Source organism: Pseudomonas sp. B21-053 (genome assembly GCF_026016365.1).
Taxonomy (GTDB): domain Bacteria; phylum Pseudomonadota; class Gammaproteobacteria; order Pseudomonadales; family Pseudomonadaceae; genus Aquipseudomonas; species Aquipseudomonas nunensis.
The window spans coordinates 6,350,392-6,368,013 of record NZ_CP087205.1 but is presented as its reverse complement, the minus strand read 5'-3'; the positions used below and the strand labels follow the sequence as shown (position 1 = coordinate 6,368,013).

Below are 17,622 nucleotides of genomic sequence, written 5' to 3'. Positions count from 1 at the left end.
GACAGGGGCTTTTTCATGGGCCTGGATCAGGCCTTGTCGCGAGCCAGCAGCGGCTTGAGGTAGAAGCCGGTGTGAGATTGCTTCATCTCCGACACTTCTTCCGGCGTACCGACGGCAATGATCTGCCCACCTTTGGAACCGCCTTCCGGCCCAAGATCCACCAACCAGTCGGCAGTCTTGATCACGTCCAGGTTGTGCTCGATCACCACCACAGTGTTGCCGTGGTCGCGCAGGCGATGCAGCACGTCGAGCAATTGCTGGATATCCGCGAAGTGCAGGCCGGTCGTCGGCTCATCGAGGATGTACAGGGTCTTGCCGGTATCACGCTTGGACAGCTCGCGGGACAGTTTCACCCGCTGGGCTTCACCGCCGGACAGCGTCGTCGCGGATTGACCAAGCTTGATGTACGACAGACCGACATCCATCAGTGTCTGAAGCTTGCGCGCCAGGGCTGGAACCGCGTCGAAGAACACCCGCGCTTCCTCAATGGTCATCTCGAGGGTTTCGTGGATGCTCTTGCCCTTGTACTTGATCTCCAGGGTTTCGCGGTTGTAGCGCTTGCTCTTGCACACGTCGCACGGCACGTAGATGTCCGGCAGGAAGTGCATTTCCACCTTGATCAGGCCATCGCCCTGGCAAGCCTCGCAGCGCCCGCCCTTCACGTTGAAGGAGAAACGCCCCGGGCCGTAACCACGGGAGCGGGACTCAGGCACGCCGGCGAACAGTTCGCGAATCGGCGTAAACAGCCCGGTGTAAGTCGCCGGGTTGGAACGCGGCGTCCGACCAATCGGGCTCTGATCGATGTCCACAACCTTGTCCAGATGCTCCAGGCCCTTGATGCTGTCGTGAGCGGCAGCTTCGAGGGTCGTTGCACCGTTGAGTGCCGTGGCGCTCAGCGGGAACAGGGTGTTGTTGATCAGCGTCGATTTGCCCGAACCGGACACGCCAGTCACGCACGTCAGCAGTCCCAGCGGAATTTCCAGGTCGACATTGCGCAGGTTGTTGCCGCGAGCGCCCTTGAGCGACAGGGTCATCTTCTTGTTACGCGGTGTACGTTTGGCCGGCACGGCAATCTTCACGCGGCCCGACAGGTACTTGCCGGTCAGCGAGTCCGGGTGCGCCATGACTTCGGCTGGCGTACCTTCGGCGACAATATGCCCACCGTGCACGCCGGCACCAGGGCCGATGTCGACCACGTAGTCCGCCAGACGAATCGCATCTTCGTCGTGCTCGACCACAATCACCGTGTTGCCGATGTCGCGCAGGTGCTTGAGGGTGCCGAGCAAGCGGTCGTTGTCCCGTTGGTGCAGGCCAATCGATGGTTCATCGAGGATGTACAGAACCCCCACCAGGCCCGCACCGATCTGGCTGGCCAGACGAATCCGCTGGGCCTCACCGCCGGACAAGGTGTCCGCGCTGCGATCCAGCGAAAGATAATCAAGACCGACGTTAACCAGGAACTGCAGGCGCTCGCGGATTTCCTTGAGAATCTTGTCGGCAATTTCGCCGCGACGGCCCGTCAGCTTCAACACGCCGAAATATTCGCAAGCATCGCCAATCGGCAGATTGGTCACGGCTGGCAAAGTCTTCTCACCCACCCAGACGTGCCGCGCTTCCCGACGCAGACGCGTGCCACGGCAATCCGGGCAAGGCTGGGTGCTGAGGAATTTCGCCAGTTCTTCGCGCACCGAGGCAGACTCGGTTTCGCGGTAGCGGCGTTCCAGGTTCGGCACGATGCCTTCGAACGGGTGCGAACGTTTGACGATGTCGCCACGGTCGTTCAGGTACTTGAAGTCGACGTTCTGCGAACCGCTGCCGTGCAGGATGAATTTCTGCTGATCGGCCGGCAGATCGTTGAACGGCACTTCCAGGCTGAACTTGTAGTGGGACGCCAGCGACCCGAGCATCTGGAAGTAATAAACGTTGCGCCTGTCCCAGCCGCGTATCGCGCCTTCGGCCAGGGTCAGTTCGCCGTTCACCAATCGCTTGATGTCGAAGAACTGTTTAACCCCCAGGCCATCGCACGTCGGGCAGGCGCCGGCCGGGTTGTTGAAAGAGAACAGCTTGGGTTCCAGCTCGCTGATCGCATGGCCGCAGATCGGGCAGGCGAAGCGCGCGGAGAAGATGATCTCCTCGCCGGGCTCGTCGTCCATCGGCGCCACCAGGGCGATACCGTCCGCCAGCTTCAGCGCGGTCTCGAAGGATTCGGCGAGGCGCTGTTGCAGATCGGCGCGGACCTTGAAGCGGTCGACGACAACATCAATCGAATGCTTCTTCTGTTTATCCAGCTTCGGCAACTCGTCCAGCTCGCACAGCCGGCCGTTGACGCGCGCACGCACAAAACCCTGGGCGCGCAGTTCTTCGAAGACCGACAGATGCTCGCCTTTACGCTCGCGAATCACCGGCGCCAGCAACATCAACTTGCTGCCTTCCGGTTGCGCGAGGACCAGGTCGACCATCTGGCTGACGGTCTGGGCTTCCAGCGGAATGTCGTGATCCGGGCAGCGCGGAATACCGACGCGGGCATAGAGCAGGCGCAGGTAGTCGTAGATTTCGGTGATGGTGCCGACGGTCGAACGCGGGTTATGCGACGTCGACTTCTGTTCGATGGAGATCGCTGGCGACAGGCCTTCGATGGTGTCGACGTCAGGCTTTTCCATCATCGACAGGAACTGCCGGGCGTAGGCCGACAGCGATTCGACATAGCGGCGCTGGCCTTCGGCGTACAGCGTGTCGAATGCCAGGGAAGACTTGCCGGATCCGGACAGGCCGGTGATGACGATCAGTTTGTCCCGTGGCAGGGTCAGGTCGATGTTCTTCAGGTTGTGGGTTCGGGCCCCACGAATCAGGATCTTGTCCAAAGTGGCCTCGCTCGGCGGGCGTCGAAAACGTAGGAGTATACGGCCAAATACTGGATGGATGCACACTATCAAATGCGGGGTGCGCAGGCTTACATGAAGACTGCGTCATCTATGCGCGTCATAGCGTCGCGATATACCCCGTCAATCGATGGGACTGGTAGAATCGCCGCCGGTTCACATGAGGTTTTTCCATGCACGATCCCCACAGCGAACGCATGAGTGGCAGTGAGACCCGCGCAGCAAGTGGTCTGGCCCTGGTGTTCGCCTTCCGTATGCTTGGCATGTTCATGGTGTTGCCGGTACTGGCGACCTATGGGATGGATCTGGCGGGAGCGACCCCGGCCCTTATCGGGTTGGCGATTGGCGCTTACGGCCTGACCCAGGCGCTATTCCAGATTCCGTTCGGGATCATTTCCGACCGTATCGGCCGACGTCCGGTGATTTACCTGGGGCTGATCGTCTTTGCGCTGGGCAGTGTGCTGGCGGCCAACGCCGATTCGATCTGGGGCGTTATCGCCGGACGCGTCCTGCAAGGCGCCGGCGCGATTTCCGCAGCGGTCATGGCCTTGCTGTCAGACCTGACCCGCGAGCAGCACCGAACCAAAGCCATGGCCATGATCGGCATGACGATCGGGCTGTCGTTCGCCGTCGCCATGGTGGTCGGACCGTTGCTGACCCGCGCCTTCGGACTGTCCGGACTGTTCCTCGCTACCGGTGGCATGGCGCTGTTCGGCATCGTGATCGTGATGTTCATGGTGCCGAAATCCACCGGCCCGTTGCAGCATCGCGAATCCGGCGTCGCGCGCCAGGCTCTGCTGCCGACACTCAAACATCCGGACCTGCTGCGCCTGGACCTGGGCATTTTTGTGTTACATGCGATGTTGATGTCGAGCTTCGTTGCATTGCCCCTGGCCCTGGTCGAAAAAGCCGGGCTGCCCAAAGAACAGCACTGGTGGGTCTACCTGACCGCGCTGCTGATCTCCTTCTTCGCCATGATCCCGTTCATCATCTACGGCGAGAAGAAACGCAAAATGAAACGAGTTTTATTGGGCGCCGTCGCGACGCTGATGCTCACTGAGCTATTCTTCTGGCAGTTCGGTGACAGCTTGCGGGCTCTGGTGATCGGGACGGTGGTGTTCTTCACCGCGTTCAATTTGCTGGAAGCTTCCTTGCCATCGCTGATCAGCAAGGTTTCACCGGCGGGCGGCAAAGGCACTGCGATGGGGGTTTATTCCACCAGCCAGTTCCTTGGTTCGGCGCTCGGTGGCATCCTCGGAGGCTGGCTTTTCCAGCATGGCGGTTTGTCGGTTGTGTTCCTTGGATGCGCCGGCCTGGCTGCACTTTGGCTAGCCTTTGCTGTTACCATGCGCGAACCTCCCTACGTGACGAGCCTGCGCTTGCCGTTGTCGGCCGAGGCGATCCGCGAAGCGGGTCTGGTCGAGCGCCTGAAGGCCGTCGTAGGGGTAACAGATGCAGTGATCGTTGCAGACGAAGCGGCGATTTACATCAAATTGGACACAGAACTATTGGATCGCACCACCCTCGAGCGCCTGGTGAACAACCCGCCCGAGGCAGCGTGCGTAGCCTAGGAGAACGTTATGGCCCGTGGGGTTAACAAAGTCATATTGGTCGGTACTTGCGGCCAGGATCCCGAAGTTCGCTACTTGCCTAACGGTAACGCCGTGACCAACCTGAGTCTGGCGACCAGCGAACAGTGGACCGACAAGCAAACCGGTCAGAAGGTCGAGAAGACCGAATGGCACCGTGTTTCGATGTTCGGCAAGGTTGCCGAAATCGCCGGCGAATACCTGCGTAAAGGTTCGCAGGTCTACATCGAAGGCAAGCTGCAAACCCGCGAGTGGGAAAAAGACGGTATCAAGCGTTACACCACTGAAATCGTGGTCGACATGCAAGGCACCATGCAGCTGCTGGGCGGCCGTCCACAACAGGGCGACCAACAAGGCGGGGGCAATAACTACCAGCAGTCCGCTCCAGCCCCACGCCAACAGGCTCCGCGTCCGCAGCAGTCGGCTCCACAACAGTCGCGTCAGGCTCCGCCTCCACAGCAGGCAGCGCCGCAACCGGCTCCGGATTTCGACAGCTTTGACGACGATATCCCGTTCTGATCAATAGCTGATTCAGGCGCCGTAAACAAAAAAAGCGAAGCCATTCATCTGGCTTCGCTTTTTTGTTGGCGTTGTTTAACGGGTTAAAGCGGTCACATTAGCGCGTGCCGAGTGCAGTTTCTTGTAGCTCTCGATCAACCGCAGGTGCCGGTCGAGCCCCTCCAGTTTCATGCTGGTCGGCGCCAGGCCATGGAAGCGTACGCTGCTGTCCACCGAGCCGATCGCTGCGTCCGTGCGCTCGTTGCCAAACATCCGGCGGAAATTGGCTTCGTAGTCTTCCAGTTCCAGGTCTTCGTCCAGTTTCATCTCCAGCACCACGTTGACGGCCTGGTAGAACAAGCCGCGCTCAACCGTGTTGTCGTTGTACTGCAGGAACATTTCCACCGCTTCTTTCGCCTCTTCGTATTGCTGCAAGGCGAGATAAATCAGCAGCTTCAACTCCAGGATCGTCAGCTGACCCCACGCCGTGTTGTCGTCGAATTCGATGCCGATCAACGAAGTGATGTCGGTGTAGTCATCCAGCTCACTTTCCACCAGGCGCTCAACCAACGCTCGCAGTTCTTCTTCGTCCAGGCGATGCAGGTTGAGGATGTCGGCGCGGAAGAACAGCGCTTTGTTGGTGTTATCCCAGATCAGGTCGTCGGCGGGATAGATTTCCGAGTAGTCCGGCACCAGGATGCGGCAGGCCTTCGCGCCGATATGCTCGTAGACCGCCATGTACACTTCTTTGCCCATGTCTTTGAGAATGCCGAACAGGGTCGCAGCTTCCTCGGCATTCGAGTTTTCACCCTGGCCGGAGAAGTCCCACTCCACGAATTCGTAATCCGACTTGGAGCTGAAGAAGCGCCACGACACCACGCCGCTGGAGTCGATAAAGTGCTCGACGAAGTTATTCGGTTCGGTCACCGCATGGCCTTCGAACGTCGGCTGCGGCAAGTCGTTGAGGCCTTCGAAGCTGCGGCCCTGGAGCAATTCGGTGAGGCTGCGTTCCAGCGCGACTTCCAGGCTTGGGTGCGCGCCGAACGAGGCGAACACGCCGCCGGTGCGCGGGTTCATCAACGTGACGCACATCACCGGGAATTCACCACCCAGGGACGCATCCTTCACCAGCACGGGGAACCCTTGTTCTTCCAGTGCCTGAATCCCGGCCAGAATCCCGGGATACTTCGCCAGCACTTCAGCTGGTACATCCGGCAGGGCAAATTCGCCTTCGATGATTTCGCGTTTTACCGCACGTTCGAAGATCTCCGACAGGCACTGCACCTGGGCTTCGGCCAACGTGTTACCGGCGCTCATGCCGTTGCTCAGGAACAGGTTCTCGATCAGGTTGGACGGGAAATACACCACTTCGCCGTCCGACTGGCGCACGAACGGCAGCGAGCAGATGCCGCGTTCTTCGTTGCCCGAGTTGGTGTCGATCAGGTGGGAGCCACGCAGCTCGCCTTCGCGGTTGTAAATCTTCAGGCAGTATTCGTCGAGGATTTCGCTCGGCAGTGCGTCTTTACGACCAGGCTTGAACCAGCGTTCGTCCGGGTAATGCACGAATGCTGCGTTGGCGATGTCTTCGCCCCAGAACTGGTCGTTGTAGAAGAAGTTGCAGTTGAGGCGCTCGATAAACTCGCCCAGTGCCGACGCCAGCGCGCCTTCTTTGGTCGCGCCCTTGCCGTTGGTGAAACACATCGGCGAGTGCGCGTCGCGGATGTGCAGCGACCATACGTTGGGCACGATATTGCGCCACGAAGCGATTTCAATCTTCATGCCCAGGTCCGCCAGAATGGCCGACATGTTGGCGATGGTCTGCTCCAGCGGCAGATCCTTGCCAGCAATGAAAGTGCTCGCCTCTGAACTGGACGCCGGCATCAACAACGCCTGGGCGTCGGCGTCGAGGTTTTCCACTTCTTCGATGACAAACTCAGGCCCGGCTTGCACCACTTTTTTCACAGTGCAGCGGTCGATGGAGCGCAGGATGCCCTGGCGGTCCTTGTCGGAAATATCCGCAGGCAGTTCGACCTGAATCTTGAAAATCTGGTTGTAGCGGTTTTCCGGATCAACAATGTTGTTCTGCGACAGGCGGATGTTCTCGGTGGGAATACTGCGAGTGTCGCAGTACAGCTTCACGAAATACGCCGCACACAACGCCGATGAAGCCAGGAAGTAATCGAACGGGCCCGGTGCCGAGCCATCGCCCTTGTAGCGGATAGGTTGATCGGCCACCACCGTGAAGTCATCGAACTTTGCTTCAAGCCGAAGGTTGTCGAGAAAGTTGACCTTGATTTCCATGGGGGATTACCAGAATAACGGGATAGGCGAATTGGCCGCCATTATCCGGCTTTTCAGTCGTAAGTCTCGTTCTGTGCCTGGTTTGTCCCTGTTTCACCCTGAAGCCCGATGCACGGCACCGGGCTTTTTTTGTGGGCGATGGATCGATCAATCGAGGATCAGGTGCGGCAGAAACCGGCTCGAATCCTTGGTGATCAGACTGTTGTCTTCGCGCACGCCGATGCCGGCGGCCTGGTCGCCGATCACCCAGGAACCCACCAGCGTGAAGCTGTCGCCAAACCGGGGCAGGGGGGCGAACTCCTGAAGGATAAACGGCGCATCCGTGTAGGGGCCGTCCTCTTTCACGATCAGACCGTCGACAGTTTGCAACTCGATGTTGGCGCCTTCCCGGGAGAAGTAGGGCTTGCGCACCCAGCCTTTCGGCACGGCTTGGTTCGGATCGGTGTCTACGTGCGCCGCGAGCAGGTTCGGGTGACCTTTGTTGAATTCCCACAGCAACGGCAGGATGCCTTTGTTGGAGATGATCGATTTCCAGGCCGGCTCGAAAAACTGCGTGTCGCTCTGGGCGATTGCAGCGCCAAACGGCTCGTGGAAGATGAACTCCCAGGCATGCAGCTTGAACAGGTGTGGAATCCAGCGATCTTCGAGATCGACGAAACGTCCGTCACTGGTGAGGCCAATGTCTTCGAGGTCGATGTGGCGTGATTCGATGCCGACTTTTTCCGCGATCAGGCGCAGGTAGTCGGTGGTGCCTTTGTCTTCGACCGAGTCTTTCATCGACGCAAAATAGAACGGCTGCTTGAGCTGCAATTGGGCAAAGGCCTGATGCAGCTTGGTGTCGATACTGTTGAACTGGTCGGCATGCTTGGGCAGCAGACCGCGTTCGATGCATTGCTCCAGCCAGCCCCACTGAAACGCCGCCGCCTCATACAGACTGGTCGGCGTGTCGTAGTTGAGTTCCAGCAACTTGGCCGGCCCGGTGCCGTTGTAGGAGAAGTCCATGCGCCCGTAGAGGTGCGGATGGCCTTCGAGCCATGAAGTACGAACCAGGTCGAAGAACGGCGCGGGAATGCTCAGGCGCTCCAGCAATTCCTCGCTCTGCACCACGCGGGCCACCAGGTCCATGCACATGTGATGCAGCTCGGTGGTCGGGTCTTCCAGGTCGTTTTCGATCTGCTTGAGCGTGAACTGGTAGTACGCACTCTCATCCCAATAGGGTTCGTCGTCGATGGTGTGGAACAGAAAGCCGAGACTTTCGGCTGTCTGTTTCCAGTCATGACGTTCGGCGCAGAGGATTTTCTTCATGGCGCTGCTCCTTAACTGCTCGAACCGCCGGAACTCTTGCTCGAACCGCCCCAGCCACTGCGTGCACTGGCCTGGCTGCCGAAGCCGCCGCGCGAGGTGGCCGAGGCGACCGTCGCCGCTTTGCTGCGGGTGATGGTGTCGCTGTAGTTGCTGCTGCCGTAGCGCGCCTGGTTGGACCGGTTGAAGGTCGAACCGCTCGAAACCCGCTGGCTGAGTGTCGAGTTCGAGTAACTGCCGCGATCATCGCGATAGCGGTAGACCGGCTCCGAGTAGTAGCTGTTGCGGTTGTTGCTCAGCATGTTGCCGATCAGCAAACCGGTCAGCAGGCTGCTGCCGGAGAACCCCGAGCCACTGACGGCGCTGGCCTCCGAGGCGGGCAGCTTGGCCTTGGCCGCATCCACTTCGGATTGCGTCACTTCGCCATCGGCGTTCAGTTCGAAACCGCCGAGCTTGGGAATGAACTTGCCGGCGGAGTCCTGCTGGCACCAGTCGGCGACAAAGTCGGCGTCGCAATCGGCCTGGTTGTCGTACACCGGCGCGATTTGGCGATGTTCGGCCATGGCCTTCATGTAGGCATCGGAACAGATGTCGACCGGCAGCTTTTCATCGGCGCACTGCTGGACGGACTGGAAGTTGTACTTCTTGTGTATCTCGTAGGTTTTTTCCGTCGGCCCGCAGCCTGAGATCGCCATGGCGACCGACGCGGCCAGGGAGAGCTGAACGTACTTGCTTCGTTTCATCACAATCTCCGTTGCGCGCGATCAGTTCTGGGAAGGGGTCATGCACGCGGCGTTGAGCATGCCGACGCTGATGGCCACGGCTGCCACGTAGATGCCGGCAGCGATTTCACCATTGCGGATGCGCTCGGACGTGCCCTTGAGCACCAGTGTGGTCATCAGGAACGCCAACAGTTGAACGAACGCTGCGATCACGGCCCAGACCACGAAGTCGAGGATGTTGATCGAATAGGCAATCACGTTGCTCGCTGGAATGGCGAAGCCAATGATCGCGCCACCGAGGGCAATCGCCGCGGCCACGTTGCCGGCGCGAATCAGTTCGAACTCCTTGTGCGGCGTGATGCGGGTGTAGATGAACTGGAACAGCCCGAACAACACGGCGGCGCCGATGATGTACGACACAAACCCGAGGACGGCGGCCTTGTTCAGGGAGATGGAGAGCGCTTCAAGCATGGGGATCTTCCTTTTTTAAAGTGTGTTCAAGTCGGTGGTGTACAGCGAAATACCCAGCGAAGTGCTCAGGCTGATGGTGCCTTCAGCGTCTTCCTCCACGGAAAACAGCAACAACTCGCGACGATCGGTCAGGCCGGTATCACGGGCATACAGCATCGAACGGTGCTCGATGGTGTAGGACTCGTCTGGATTCCTGACGTGTTCGCTGAGGGGCACCAGTTCCGTTTGCCCTTCCTCGGTCCCCCATTCACGGGTGTATTCGACGCCGTTGTGGGTGTAGGTCGGCAGCCCGATCAGGCTTTGCGGCCCGGCCAAACGGCGCAATTCCGCTTCGCTGGTGATGGTCACGTAGCTGAGGTAATTGAACAGGATCACTGACTCTACCTGCCCGTCGATTTCACCGGTGGTGTGGACTTGCAGCCAGTAGTCTTCGTCGTTCATGTAATAGCGCGATAGCCATGTCGACTGCCCGAGGTCGACATGGCCGACGCTCCAGATCTGTTGGGAGCCGGGGATGGTCACGCTGGTTTTTTCGTCGAGCAGCAATTTCAGGGTGCTGTCGAACATCACGCCTTTGCCCTGCGCCAGCCCCAGCGGGCCGACAACCGGTGGCGTGTCGTTGGCGGTCCACTTCGAGTTCGAGTTGGAATTCGTGGCCGGGGCCTCAAGCCCCATCAACTGTTTAAACCATCCCATTGGAGATTTCCTTTAGGCGAGTGGAGGCAATGTAGAAGAGTTCGCCGCCCTCAATGCGTGTGGCATTGGGCGGATTGATCGAAGGTTGCTGTGCACCCTTGGCGCGGTAGCCGATGAGGGTCGCGTTGTGGCGATCTTTCATCCGCGTGTACAGCTCGCCGAAGGTTGCCACATAGGTTTCGGGCAATTTCATCAGGTATTGCGTGGCGCCTTGGCCCACACACAGTAACTCGTTGATGACGACAGAGGAGCCCGGATCCTGGGAGGCGCGCACCAGCATTTCGATGGCCATGCTCGACGTGCATTCCAGGCTCGGCGCGTAGGAACTGGCGAGGGCGGCGATTTCGCTTTCGTTGAAGTGGGCGACCACGTGTCCGACCGGTTTCAGTTGATTGACCGCCAGCACGGTGGCCAGGGTCAAGTCGTCGGAGTGTGTACGCACCAGCACGCGTTCGGCCCCGGGCACGCCGGCGCGCACCAACAGCGCGCCGGAGGACAGGCTTTCGCCTTTGATAAACGCGGCTTTGCCCGGCATCGGGTTTTCTTCAAGGTCGCAATCGCAAATAACGATCAGGTTGTCGTTGGAGGTTTCATCCTCCAGCAGCAACTCAATGACCCGCTCACTGGACGAGCCTTCCCAGCCGATGAGCACCGTATGGCCGGTCTTGCCGGTGAAATCGCCTTTGCCCTTCATGCCTTTTCTCCATACATCGATAACGCTGCTGGTGGTCTTGCCGATGGCTGCCGTCAACAGCGCAATGCCCCCGAGCATGACCCAGGTAGCCACGAAAACCCGTCCGGCCGCAGTCTGTGGCGCAAGATCGCCATAGCCGACAGTCAGCGTGGTGGTGAGATAGAAGTAGGTAAATGTGGCGGGGGCGGTGAGATGCTGCTCGCCCAGCAGCACCAGGCCGAGATACGCCGTGCTCAGGTGAACGCCCAATGCAATCGCCAGTCCCGCCCAGCCGAAACGGTGGAAGAAGGTCGAGGCGTACACGCGTAATAGAAGAAAAATCGACATGACGTCCCTGACTCCTTGGGAAGGCTCGTTCCAGGTAATGCTCGTGGCCCGAATCTGCAGTTACCGGGCGGCATTAAACCTGTTGCGCGGCGCCGAGAGAAGTACCTTGGCTGCAATAAATCCGGCAAAAGCCCCGGCGATATGACCTTCGAAGGAAACACCCTGGCGCGGCAGGAAACCAAAGACCAATCCGCCATACAACAACGCGACGACAATCGCCGTGATCAGGTTGCCCCAGCTGTGCTGGAACCAGGCGCGCGACAGGATGTACGCCCACAGCCCGAACACCCAGCCGCTGGCGCCAATGTGCACGCCGGAAAAACCGAACAGCCAGACCAACAAGCCGCCCAGGCCGATGATGATCGCGCTGGCGGCGATGAAACGGTTGAGTCCGTCGACGATAACCAACGTGCCGAGGATCAAGAAGGGAATCAGGTTGGCGCTCAAGTGAGCGAAAGATGCGTGGAGAAAAGGCGAGGTGAAGATGCCAGGCAGCCCGTAAAGGGTTCTCGGGACCAGGCCAAATGAAAGGAGGCTGTAGCCGCTGACGGCGTTGAACACTTGCAGCGCGACCATGAAAATCGCCAGGCCGGCGATTGTCTTGAAACCCTTCAGGGCATCCATCCTTGACCTCGACTCGATAAAAAGTTGATCACCACAACCCATGTGGGAGCGAGCCTGCTCGCGAAAGCGATGTATCAGGCAACATCGATGTCGACTGATACTCCCTCTTCGCGAGCAGGCTCGCTCCCACAGGTTTTGCGCCCGGCCTGATTACTCCGCCGATTTTTGCTTCAGGCGTTCCAGGATCGCATTCGCGCTGCCGGTGTCTGGCGTAATCCCGGCTTCGCGCAGTTTGCGCTCCAGGTCAGTGCCGGTCGATACGTCGGCCAGTTCGTCCTGGGCTTGCAGCTCGGCAGCACGTTGCTGCTGCTTGGCCTGCAAACGGTTCAGCGTACCGACGGCGGTTTCCAGCTTGCCGTTGGCGCCGCCACTGGCAATCGAAGCGCTGACCTGGGCTTTCTGCACGCTTTCGCGAGCCTTGGCCATGTCCACTTGCTGGCGCAGGCTTTTGATCCGGCTTTCGGCCTTGGTGATGTCTTTGCGCATGCTGTCCGCGTAACCGCCGAATTCGGTGGCTTGCTTCTGCTCGACGTCGAGCTCGTTGGTCAGGGTCGAAATGGCTTCGGCCACTTCCAGCGCCAAGTCTTCGCGGTTGGCCTGGATCGCGGCCATGGCCTTGGATTCCAGGTCCTTGATCTTGGCGTTGTACTCGGCCACGCGATCGGCCGACAGCTTGTGCTTGGCCATGATGGTGACCAGCTCGCGCTTGGCGTTGGCCAAGGCGCCATCAGCGTCGCGGATTTCCTGGTCGAGGATACGCAGGGCCTGTTGGTCGACGATGGACTCGCCGACTTCACTGGCGCCGCCGCGCAGCGCGGTGAACAATTTGCTCCAAATGGACTGAGTCATTGGATATCGCCTATTCCTGAAAAATTAATGGAAGAACCGTTCAAAGGCTTCGCTGGCGCGCTGCACGTTGTCGACGAGGGTTTTGACCTCGGTCACAACGTTGGTCAGGCTGGAATCGGAGCTCAATGCGCCAAACATGTTGTAGACGGTCTGCCCGTTCGGCATCGACTCGATACCGATCGAGGACAACGGGAACAGCTCGCGGCTGCGCAGTACGGCGTCATTGAAGGCCGGCACGTCCTTGATCGACTCGACGTCCACCAGCACGGTGTCGACGATGATCTGCTCGCCCACCACCGCGATGTAAATCGGCAAGCCGCCGAAGTCGTTCATCTCCAGCTTGATGCTCGGCTCGGAGCCCTGAACGAGGGAAAGGGTGATGTCGTTGGAAACCACTTCATCAAGGGCCTGGAGGGCGCTGAAGAGGCGGTCGATGTTCCAGTTTGTACCTGCGCTCATGTAATTCTCCGACATGAATGAGCCAGCCAGGATCGGTTGGCGTAGCTGTTTCTCCATCTGCTTGAGCAGGCTTCGGTTTTCGGGAAGCACCCAAGTCTCGTGTTTCACATAACCGGCGGCACCCAGGCCCGCACGCATCTGCTTCATGTAGAAGCTCGACGGTTTTTTCGCGGACGGCTTCGAGCGCTCTCCCTTGCGGCTCGCTGTATCGGTAACAGGCTCGGCAGGCGGACCTGACGGAGAGCTACTTTTCATGCTGGTGACTCCGTAGTGAAAATCTCACGCGTGAGAAACACTACAGTGAATTTTCGAGGCCCTCAATAGCTCACGCGTGAGATTTTTTACGGATGGAAATACAAAGGCCCGCAGCGCGAGATCGCTGCGGGCCTTTTTATTTAACCAATTGTTTCGATGGTGTCAGCTGGCGAGGAATTCCTCAGCGGACACTACGCTCGCATAAGCAAATCCCAGTGCCGACATGAAAGCTGCGTGAACGTGGGCAGCCGGAACCGTCACACCGTTGAACTCCAGATCGCGGCTGGCGCAGGCGTCGTGGATCACTGTCACGTTGTAGCCCAAATCAGCGGCGGCGCGGGTGATGCCATCGACGCACATGTGGCTCATGCTGCCGACCACCATCAGGTTTTCGATGCCTTGTTGGTCAAGGATGGCTTCGAGTTCGGTTTCGCGGAACGAGTTGACGAAGTGCTTGAGCACCACCGGTTCGTCTGCGCGGTTGAGGACTTTGGGGTGCAGCTTCGCGCCGTCAGAGCCGGGGGTGAAGAACGGCGCCGCGTCGGAGGTGAACTCGTGGCGGATATGCACCACCGGATCACCGGCCTCGCGGAAGGCGTTGATCAGCCGTACGGCCTTGTCCGCCGCCGCGTCGGCGCCGACCAGCGGCCACTTGCCTTGGGGGAAGTAGTCGTTCTGGATATCGACTACGATGAGCGCTTGCTTGGCCATGAGTGTTTCCTCGAAGTGTGTGTGGGTGTGGAATGAAGTATCGGCGCTGGCCGGCCCGCCGAGGATTGGCCGCACCGACAATAGAAGGGGGAAAACTGACAATGGGCGTAGAAAGGCCAGTCGCCGAATTGGGCGTGTTGATCTATCCCGGCGCGCAGATGGCGGCGGTGCATGGGTTGACGGACCTGTTCGGGGTCGCGAACCGGATTGCTGCGGAGCATCAGGCGGCGCAATTGCCGATGCTGCGCATCAGTCATTGGCGCGGCGAGGGCGATCAGGTGCCCGAGCGGGTGTACGACAGTCATCCCGGCCCGGACAGCGCCTTGGTAGCAGTGATGATCCCGCCATCGATTGGCGGCTTTTCCGAGAGCCAGGCGCCACAAGGCGTGATTCGCTGGATTTGCCAGCAACATGCCCAAGGCGCGACCTTGGGCGGCGTGTGCGTGGGTTCGATCTTGCTGGCGGAAAGCGGGCTGCTCGACGGTCGCAGCGCCACCACCCACTGGACCTCGGCCAAAACCTTTGCCGAACGTTACCCGGCGATCAAACTCTTGGCCGACACGCCCATCGTCGATGACGGCGACCTGATCACCACCGCAGGGTTGATGGCCTGGTCCGAGTTGGGTTTGCGCATGGTCGATCGCTTGCTCGGGCCGAGCATCGCCAGCGGCACTGCACGGTTTCTGGTGGTGGAACACAGCGACAGCGCGAGCCAGTGCGGCAGCAACTTTGCGCCGATTCTCAGCCATGGCGATGCGTCGATTCTCAAGGTCCAGCACTGGCTGCAAAGCACCGGCGCGACCGATGTGTCGCTGACCGCGATGGCCGAGCGCGCAGGGCTGGAAGAGCGCACCTTCCTGCGCCGATTCCGCACGGCGACCGGGCTCAAACCCACCGAATACTGCCAGCATTTGCGAGTCGGCAAGGCGCGGGAAATGCTCGAATTCACCAACGGCACCATCGACCACATCGCCTGGACCGTGGGCTATCAAGACCCGAGCGCGTTTCGCGCCACGTTCAAGAAAATCACCGGGCTGGCGCCGAGTGATTATCGGGCGCGGTTTGGGGCCGTCACCCGATAGCGAACTACACAGCCAATCAAACTGTGGGAGCGGGCTTGCTCGCGAAGGCGGAGTGTCAGTCAGCATCAATGTGTCTGAAATACCGCTTTCGCGAGCAAGCCCGCTCCCACAGGGAAACGGTGCAAGTCTTCGGACCGTGCAAAATGCTCTAGTCTTGAAGTAAGTCGTGCAGAATCAAACAGGCCTAACGCCATCATCGTTTGAGCAACCGCCTGATCTGAAAGCCATTTATTTTCAGGCACCGTTGGCTTGATCCCTGCACCCCTCAAGCCACATTCATCAGCGCAGATTGAAGGGGGACGCATGACCCCAACAAATCGCAAAAAACTGGTCGTCGCCCATTCCGTTCGGCCTGAAGCCCCGCTGCACGAAGTCGAAACCAATCGGGCGCTGGCCAAGTGGCTGGCGCAGATCCTCGGGCTCAAGTACGGCGGCAGCTACGATCCCGAACAGCACAGCGGCCGCGACCTGTATCTATTACCGACCCAGACCCTGGTGGGCGTCGCTAACGCTCGGCAACTGGGGGTCAGGGGCCCGGAGGATTTGTGGGGCGGCTACGTCGACCACGACTTCATCTGCACCAAAGCCATCAGCCACGGTTTGCTCAATCGTGATGCCCAGGCGCCGGAAGGCTGGTCACCGCTGTTTTCCGAACGCGTGCGCCACGTCGTTCTCGATGGTCTCAGCGTATTTTCGCTGGAGGACGCGCGCCCGGCGGCGGAGCACTTGCTCGAGAGCGGCCCGATCCGCCTCAAACCGATTCATGCCTGCGCTGGACGCGGCCAGGAAGTGATCAAAAGCCTGAGCGAGTTCGACGCCATCCTCGCCCGGCCTGACGCCGAGCAGCTGTTCACCGAGGGCGTCGTGCTGGAGCAGGACCTCGACCAGGTGATTACCCACAGCGTTGGCCAGACCTTTATCGGCGACAAGGTGCTGAGTTACTGCGGCGATCAATACTTGACCGAAGACGGTCGAGGCGAGCAGGTTTACGGAGGTTCCAACTTGCTGGTGGTGCAGGGCTACTACGAGGATTTGTTGGAACTGGAGCTGCCGGACGATGTGCGCCTGGCAATCCAGCAAGCCCAGGTATTCGACAACGCAGCGGACGAGGCTTACCCCGGTTTCTACGCTTCGCGGCGCAATTACGACATCGCTCAGGGCCTGGACAGCAACGGCAAACAACGCAGCGGCGTACTCGAACAATCCTGGCGCATGGGCGGGGCCAGCAGCGCCGAAGTCGCCGCGCTGCAGAGCTTTATCAACGATCCGGGGATGAGCGCGATTCGCGTGTCGTCGGTGGAAACCTACATCGATCAACCGCTGCCGGCGGATGCCATCGAGGTGTATCGCGGCCCGGCGGAAAACAGCGACTTTCTTCTCAAGTACGTAACGGTCAAATCCTATGACGGCTAGAAGCGAAACGATTGAAATCGATATAGACGGCGAACAGATGACCGGGCATTTCCTGAGCCCCAAATCGAAAGTCCCGGGCGTGTTGTTTGTGCACGGCTGGGGCGGTAGTCAGGAACGAGATCTGGAACGCGCCAAAGGCATCGCCGGTTTGGGCTGTGTCTGTTTGACCTTCGACTTGCGCGGTCACACGGGGGGCACCGGCATTGCCTTGTCCCAAGTGACTCGCGAGGACAACCTGCGAGATTTGCTGGCCGCTTACGACCGCTTGCTCGCACACCCAGCTCTAGACACTTCGGCGATTGCGGTGGTCGGCACCAGCTATGGCGGTTACCTGGCGGCGATTCTCACGTCATTGCGCCCGGTGCGCTGGCTGGCGCTGCGGGTGCCAGCGCTGTATCGCGACGAGCAATGGCACACCCCCAAGCGGGATCTGGATAAGGTGGATCTGCTGGATTACCGCAGCACCCTGGTGCATTCCGAGAACAATCGGGCGCTGCATGCCTGTGCGGCGTTTACCGGGGATGTGCTGTTGGTGGAATCCGAGACCGACGACCACATTCCCCACGCGACGATCATGAGTTACCGCGCGGCGTGCCAGCAGACGCACTCGCTGACCCACCGCATCATCGACGGCGCCGATCACGCCCTGAGCGACCCCGTTTCACAACAGGCCTACACCTCGATCCTCGTGGACTGGATCACGGAAATGGTGGTGGGTGAGCGGTTGAGCATTATTCAGTCATCGTGATT

16 protein-coding genes are annotated in these 17,622 nt (G+C 59.7%); 5 read left to right on the top strand and 11 right to left on the bottom strand.

The genetic code is table 11. From position 1 onward, the window contains the following. Window positions 1-26: 26 nt before the first annotated feature. Window positions 27-2,861, bottom strand: coding sequence for an excinuclease ABC subunit UvrA (gene uvrA, locus LOY68_RS28555; protein ID WP_054616802.1), 2,835 nt, complete (start codon window positions 2,859-2,861; stop codon window positions 27-29). 191 nt (window positions 2,862-3,052) lie between these two features. Between uvrA and LOY68_RS28550 the strand changes: the two genes are divergently transcribed. Together LOY68_RS28550 and LOY68_RS28545 are read left to right on the top strand one after the other, a co-directional pair. After that, the gene (locus tag LOY68_RS28550; protein WP_054052253.1) at window positions 3,053-4,450 is read left to right on the top strand and encodes an MFS transporter; all 1,398 of its coding nucleotides are present in this window, start codon (window positions 3,053-3,055) and stop codon (window positions 4,448-4,450) included. 9 nt (window positions 4,451-4,459) lie between these two features. Continuing rightward, window positions 4,460-4,987 carry a single-stranded DNA-binding protein gene (locus LOY68_RS28545; protein WP_010467282.1) on the top strand — a complete coding sequence of 176 codons (528 nt, stop codon included), beginning with the start codon at window positions 4,460-4,462 and terminating at the stop codon, window positions 4,985-4,987. A gap of 75 nt (window positions 4,988-5,062) precedes the next feature. On the opposite strand, the gene LOY68_RS28540 is transcribed toward LOY68_RS28545, so the two are convergent. The 10 genes from LOY68_RS28540 to LOY68_RS28495 form a co-directional block, all read right to left on the bottom strand. Then, the gene (locus LOY68_RS28540; RefSeq protein ID WP_265041204.1) at window positions 5,063-7,267 is read right to left on the bottom strand and encodes an OsmC domain/YcaO domain-containing protein; all 2,205 of its coding nucleotides are present in this window, start codon (window positions 7,265-7,267) and stop codon (window positions 5,063-5,065) included. 147 nt (window positions 7,268-7,414) lie between these two features. Next, window positions 7,415-8,572, bottom strand: a complete 1,158-nt coding sequence (locus LOY68_RS28535) for a glutathionylspermidine synthase family protein (RefSeq protein ID WP_265041202.1) — start codon at window positions 8,570-8,572, stop codon at window positions 7,415-7,417. Window positions 8,573-8,583: 11 nt separating this feature from the next. Further along, the gene (locus LOY68_RS28530; RefSeq protein ID WP_265041201.1) at window positions 8,584-9,312 is read right to left on the bottom strand and encodes a DUF1190 domain-containing protein; all 729 of its coding nucleotides are present in this window, start codon (window positions 9,310-9,312) and stop codon (window positions 8,584-8,586) included. Window positions 9,313-9,333: 21 nt separating this feature from the next. Next, window positions 9,334-9,762: a DUF350 domain-containing protein gene (locus LOY68_RS28525; RefSeq protein WP_265041199.1), complete on the bottom strand. Its 429-nt coding sequence runs from the start codon at window positions 9,760-9,762 to the stop codon at window positions 9,334-9,336. A gap of 15 nt (window positions 9,763-9,777) precedes the next feature. Next, complete coding sequence (locus tag LOY68_RS28520) at window positions 9,778-10,458, bottom strand: DUF2491 family protein (RefSeq protein WP_163911361.1); 681 nt, start codon at window positions 10,456-10,458, stop codon at window positions 9,778-9,780. Further along, window positions 10,445-11,479: an ion channel gene (locus LOY68_RS28515; RefSeq protein WP_265041198.1), complete on the bottom strand. Its 1,035-nt coding sequence runs from the start codon at window positions 11,477-11,479 to the stop codon at window positions 10,445-10,447. Before LOY68_RS28515 ends, LOY68_RS28520 begins: the two co-directional genes overlap by 14 nt. A 60-nt stretch (window positions 11,480-11,539) precedes the next feature. Continuing rightward, window positions 11,540-12,103, bottom strand: a complete 564-nt coding sequence (locus LOY68_RS28510; RefSeq protein ID WP_265041196.1) for a rhomboid family intramembrane serine protease — start codon at window positions 12,101-12,103, stop codon at window positions 11,540-11,542. Window positions 12,104-12,253: 150 nt separating this feature from the next. Continuing rightward, window positions 12,254-12,952, bottom strand: a complete 699-nt coding sequence (locus LOY68_RS28505) for a PspA/IM30 family protein (protein ID WP_054052268.1) — start codon at window positions 12,950-12,952, stop codon at window positions 12,254-12,256. A 24-nt stretch (window positions 12,953-12,976) separates the two neighbouring features. Next, entirely contained in the window at window positions 12,977-13,558 is a 582-nt protein-coding gene (locus LOY68_RS28500; protein ID WP_152981122.1) for a YjfI family protein, read from the bottom strand. A 270-nt stretch (window positions 13,559-13,828) separates the two neighbouring features. Further along, on the bottom strand, window positions 13,829-14,377 hold the full coding sequence (locus LOY68_RS28495) for a cysteine hydrolase family protein (RefSeq protein ID WP_265041193.1): 549 nt from the start codon (window positions 14,375-14,377) through the stop codon (window positions 13,829-13,831). A gap of 101 nt (window positions 14,378-14,478) precedes the next feature. On the opposite strand from LOY68_RS28495, the gene LOY68_RS28490 reads away from it, so the two are divergent. From LOY68_RS28490 to LOY68_RS28480, 3 genes are all read left to right on the top strand, one after another. Continuing rightward, complete coding sequence (locus tag LOY68_RS28490; protein ID WP_163911401.1) at window positions 14,479-15,459, top strand: GlxA family transcriptional regulator; 981 nt, start codon at window positions 14,479-14,481, stop codon at window positions 15,457-15,459. Window positions 15,460-15,762: 303 nt separating this feature from the next. Then, a complete protein-coding gene (locus LOY68_RS28485) occupies window positions 15,763-16,872 on the top strand; it encodes a DUF3182 family protein (RefSeq protein ID WP_265041190.1) in 1,110 nt (369 codons plus the stop codon). Further along, window positions 16,862-17,620: an alpha/beta hydrolase family protein gene (locus tag LOY68_RS28480; protein ID WP_163911407.1), complete on the top strand. Its 759-nt coding sequence runs from the start codon at window positions 16,862-16,864 to the stop codon at window positions 17,618-17,620. The genes LOY68_RS28485 and LOY68_RS28480 overlap by 11 nt, the downstream gene beginning before the upstream one ends. Window positions 17,621-17,622: the final 2 nt, after the last annotated feature.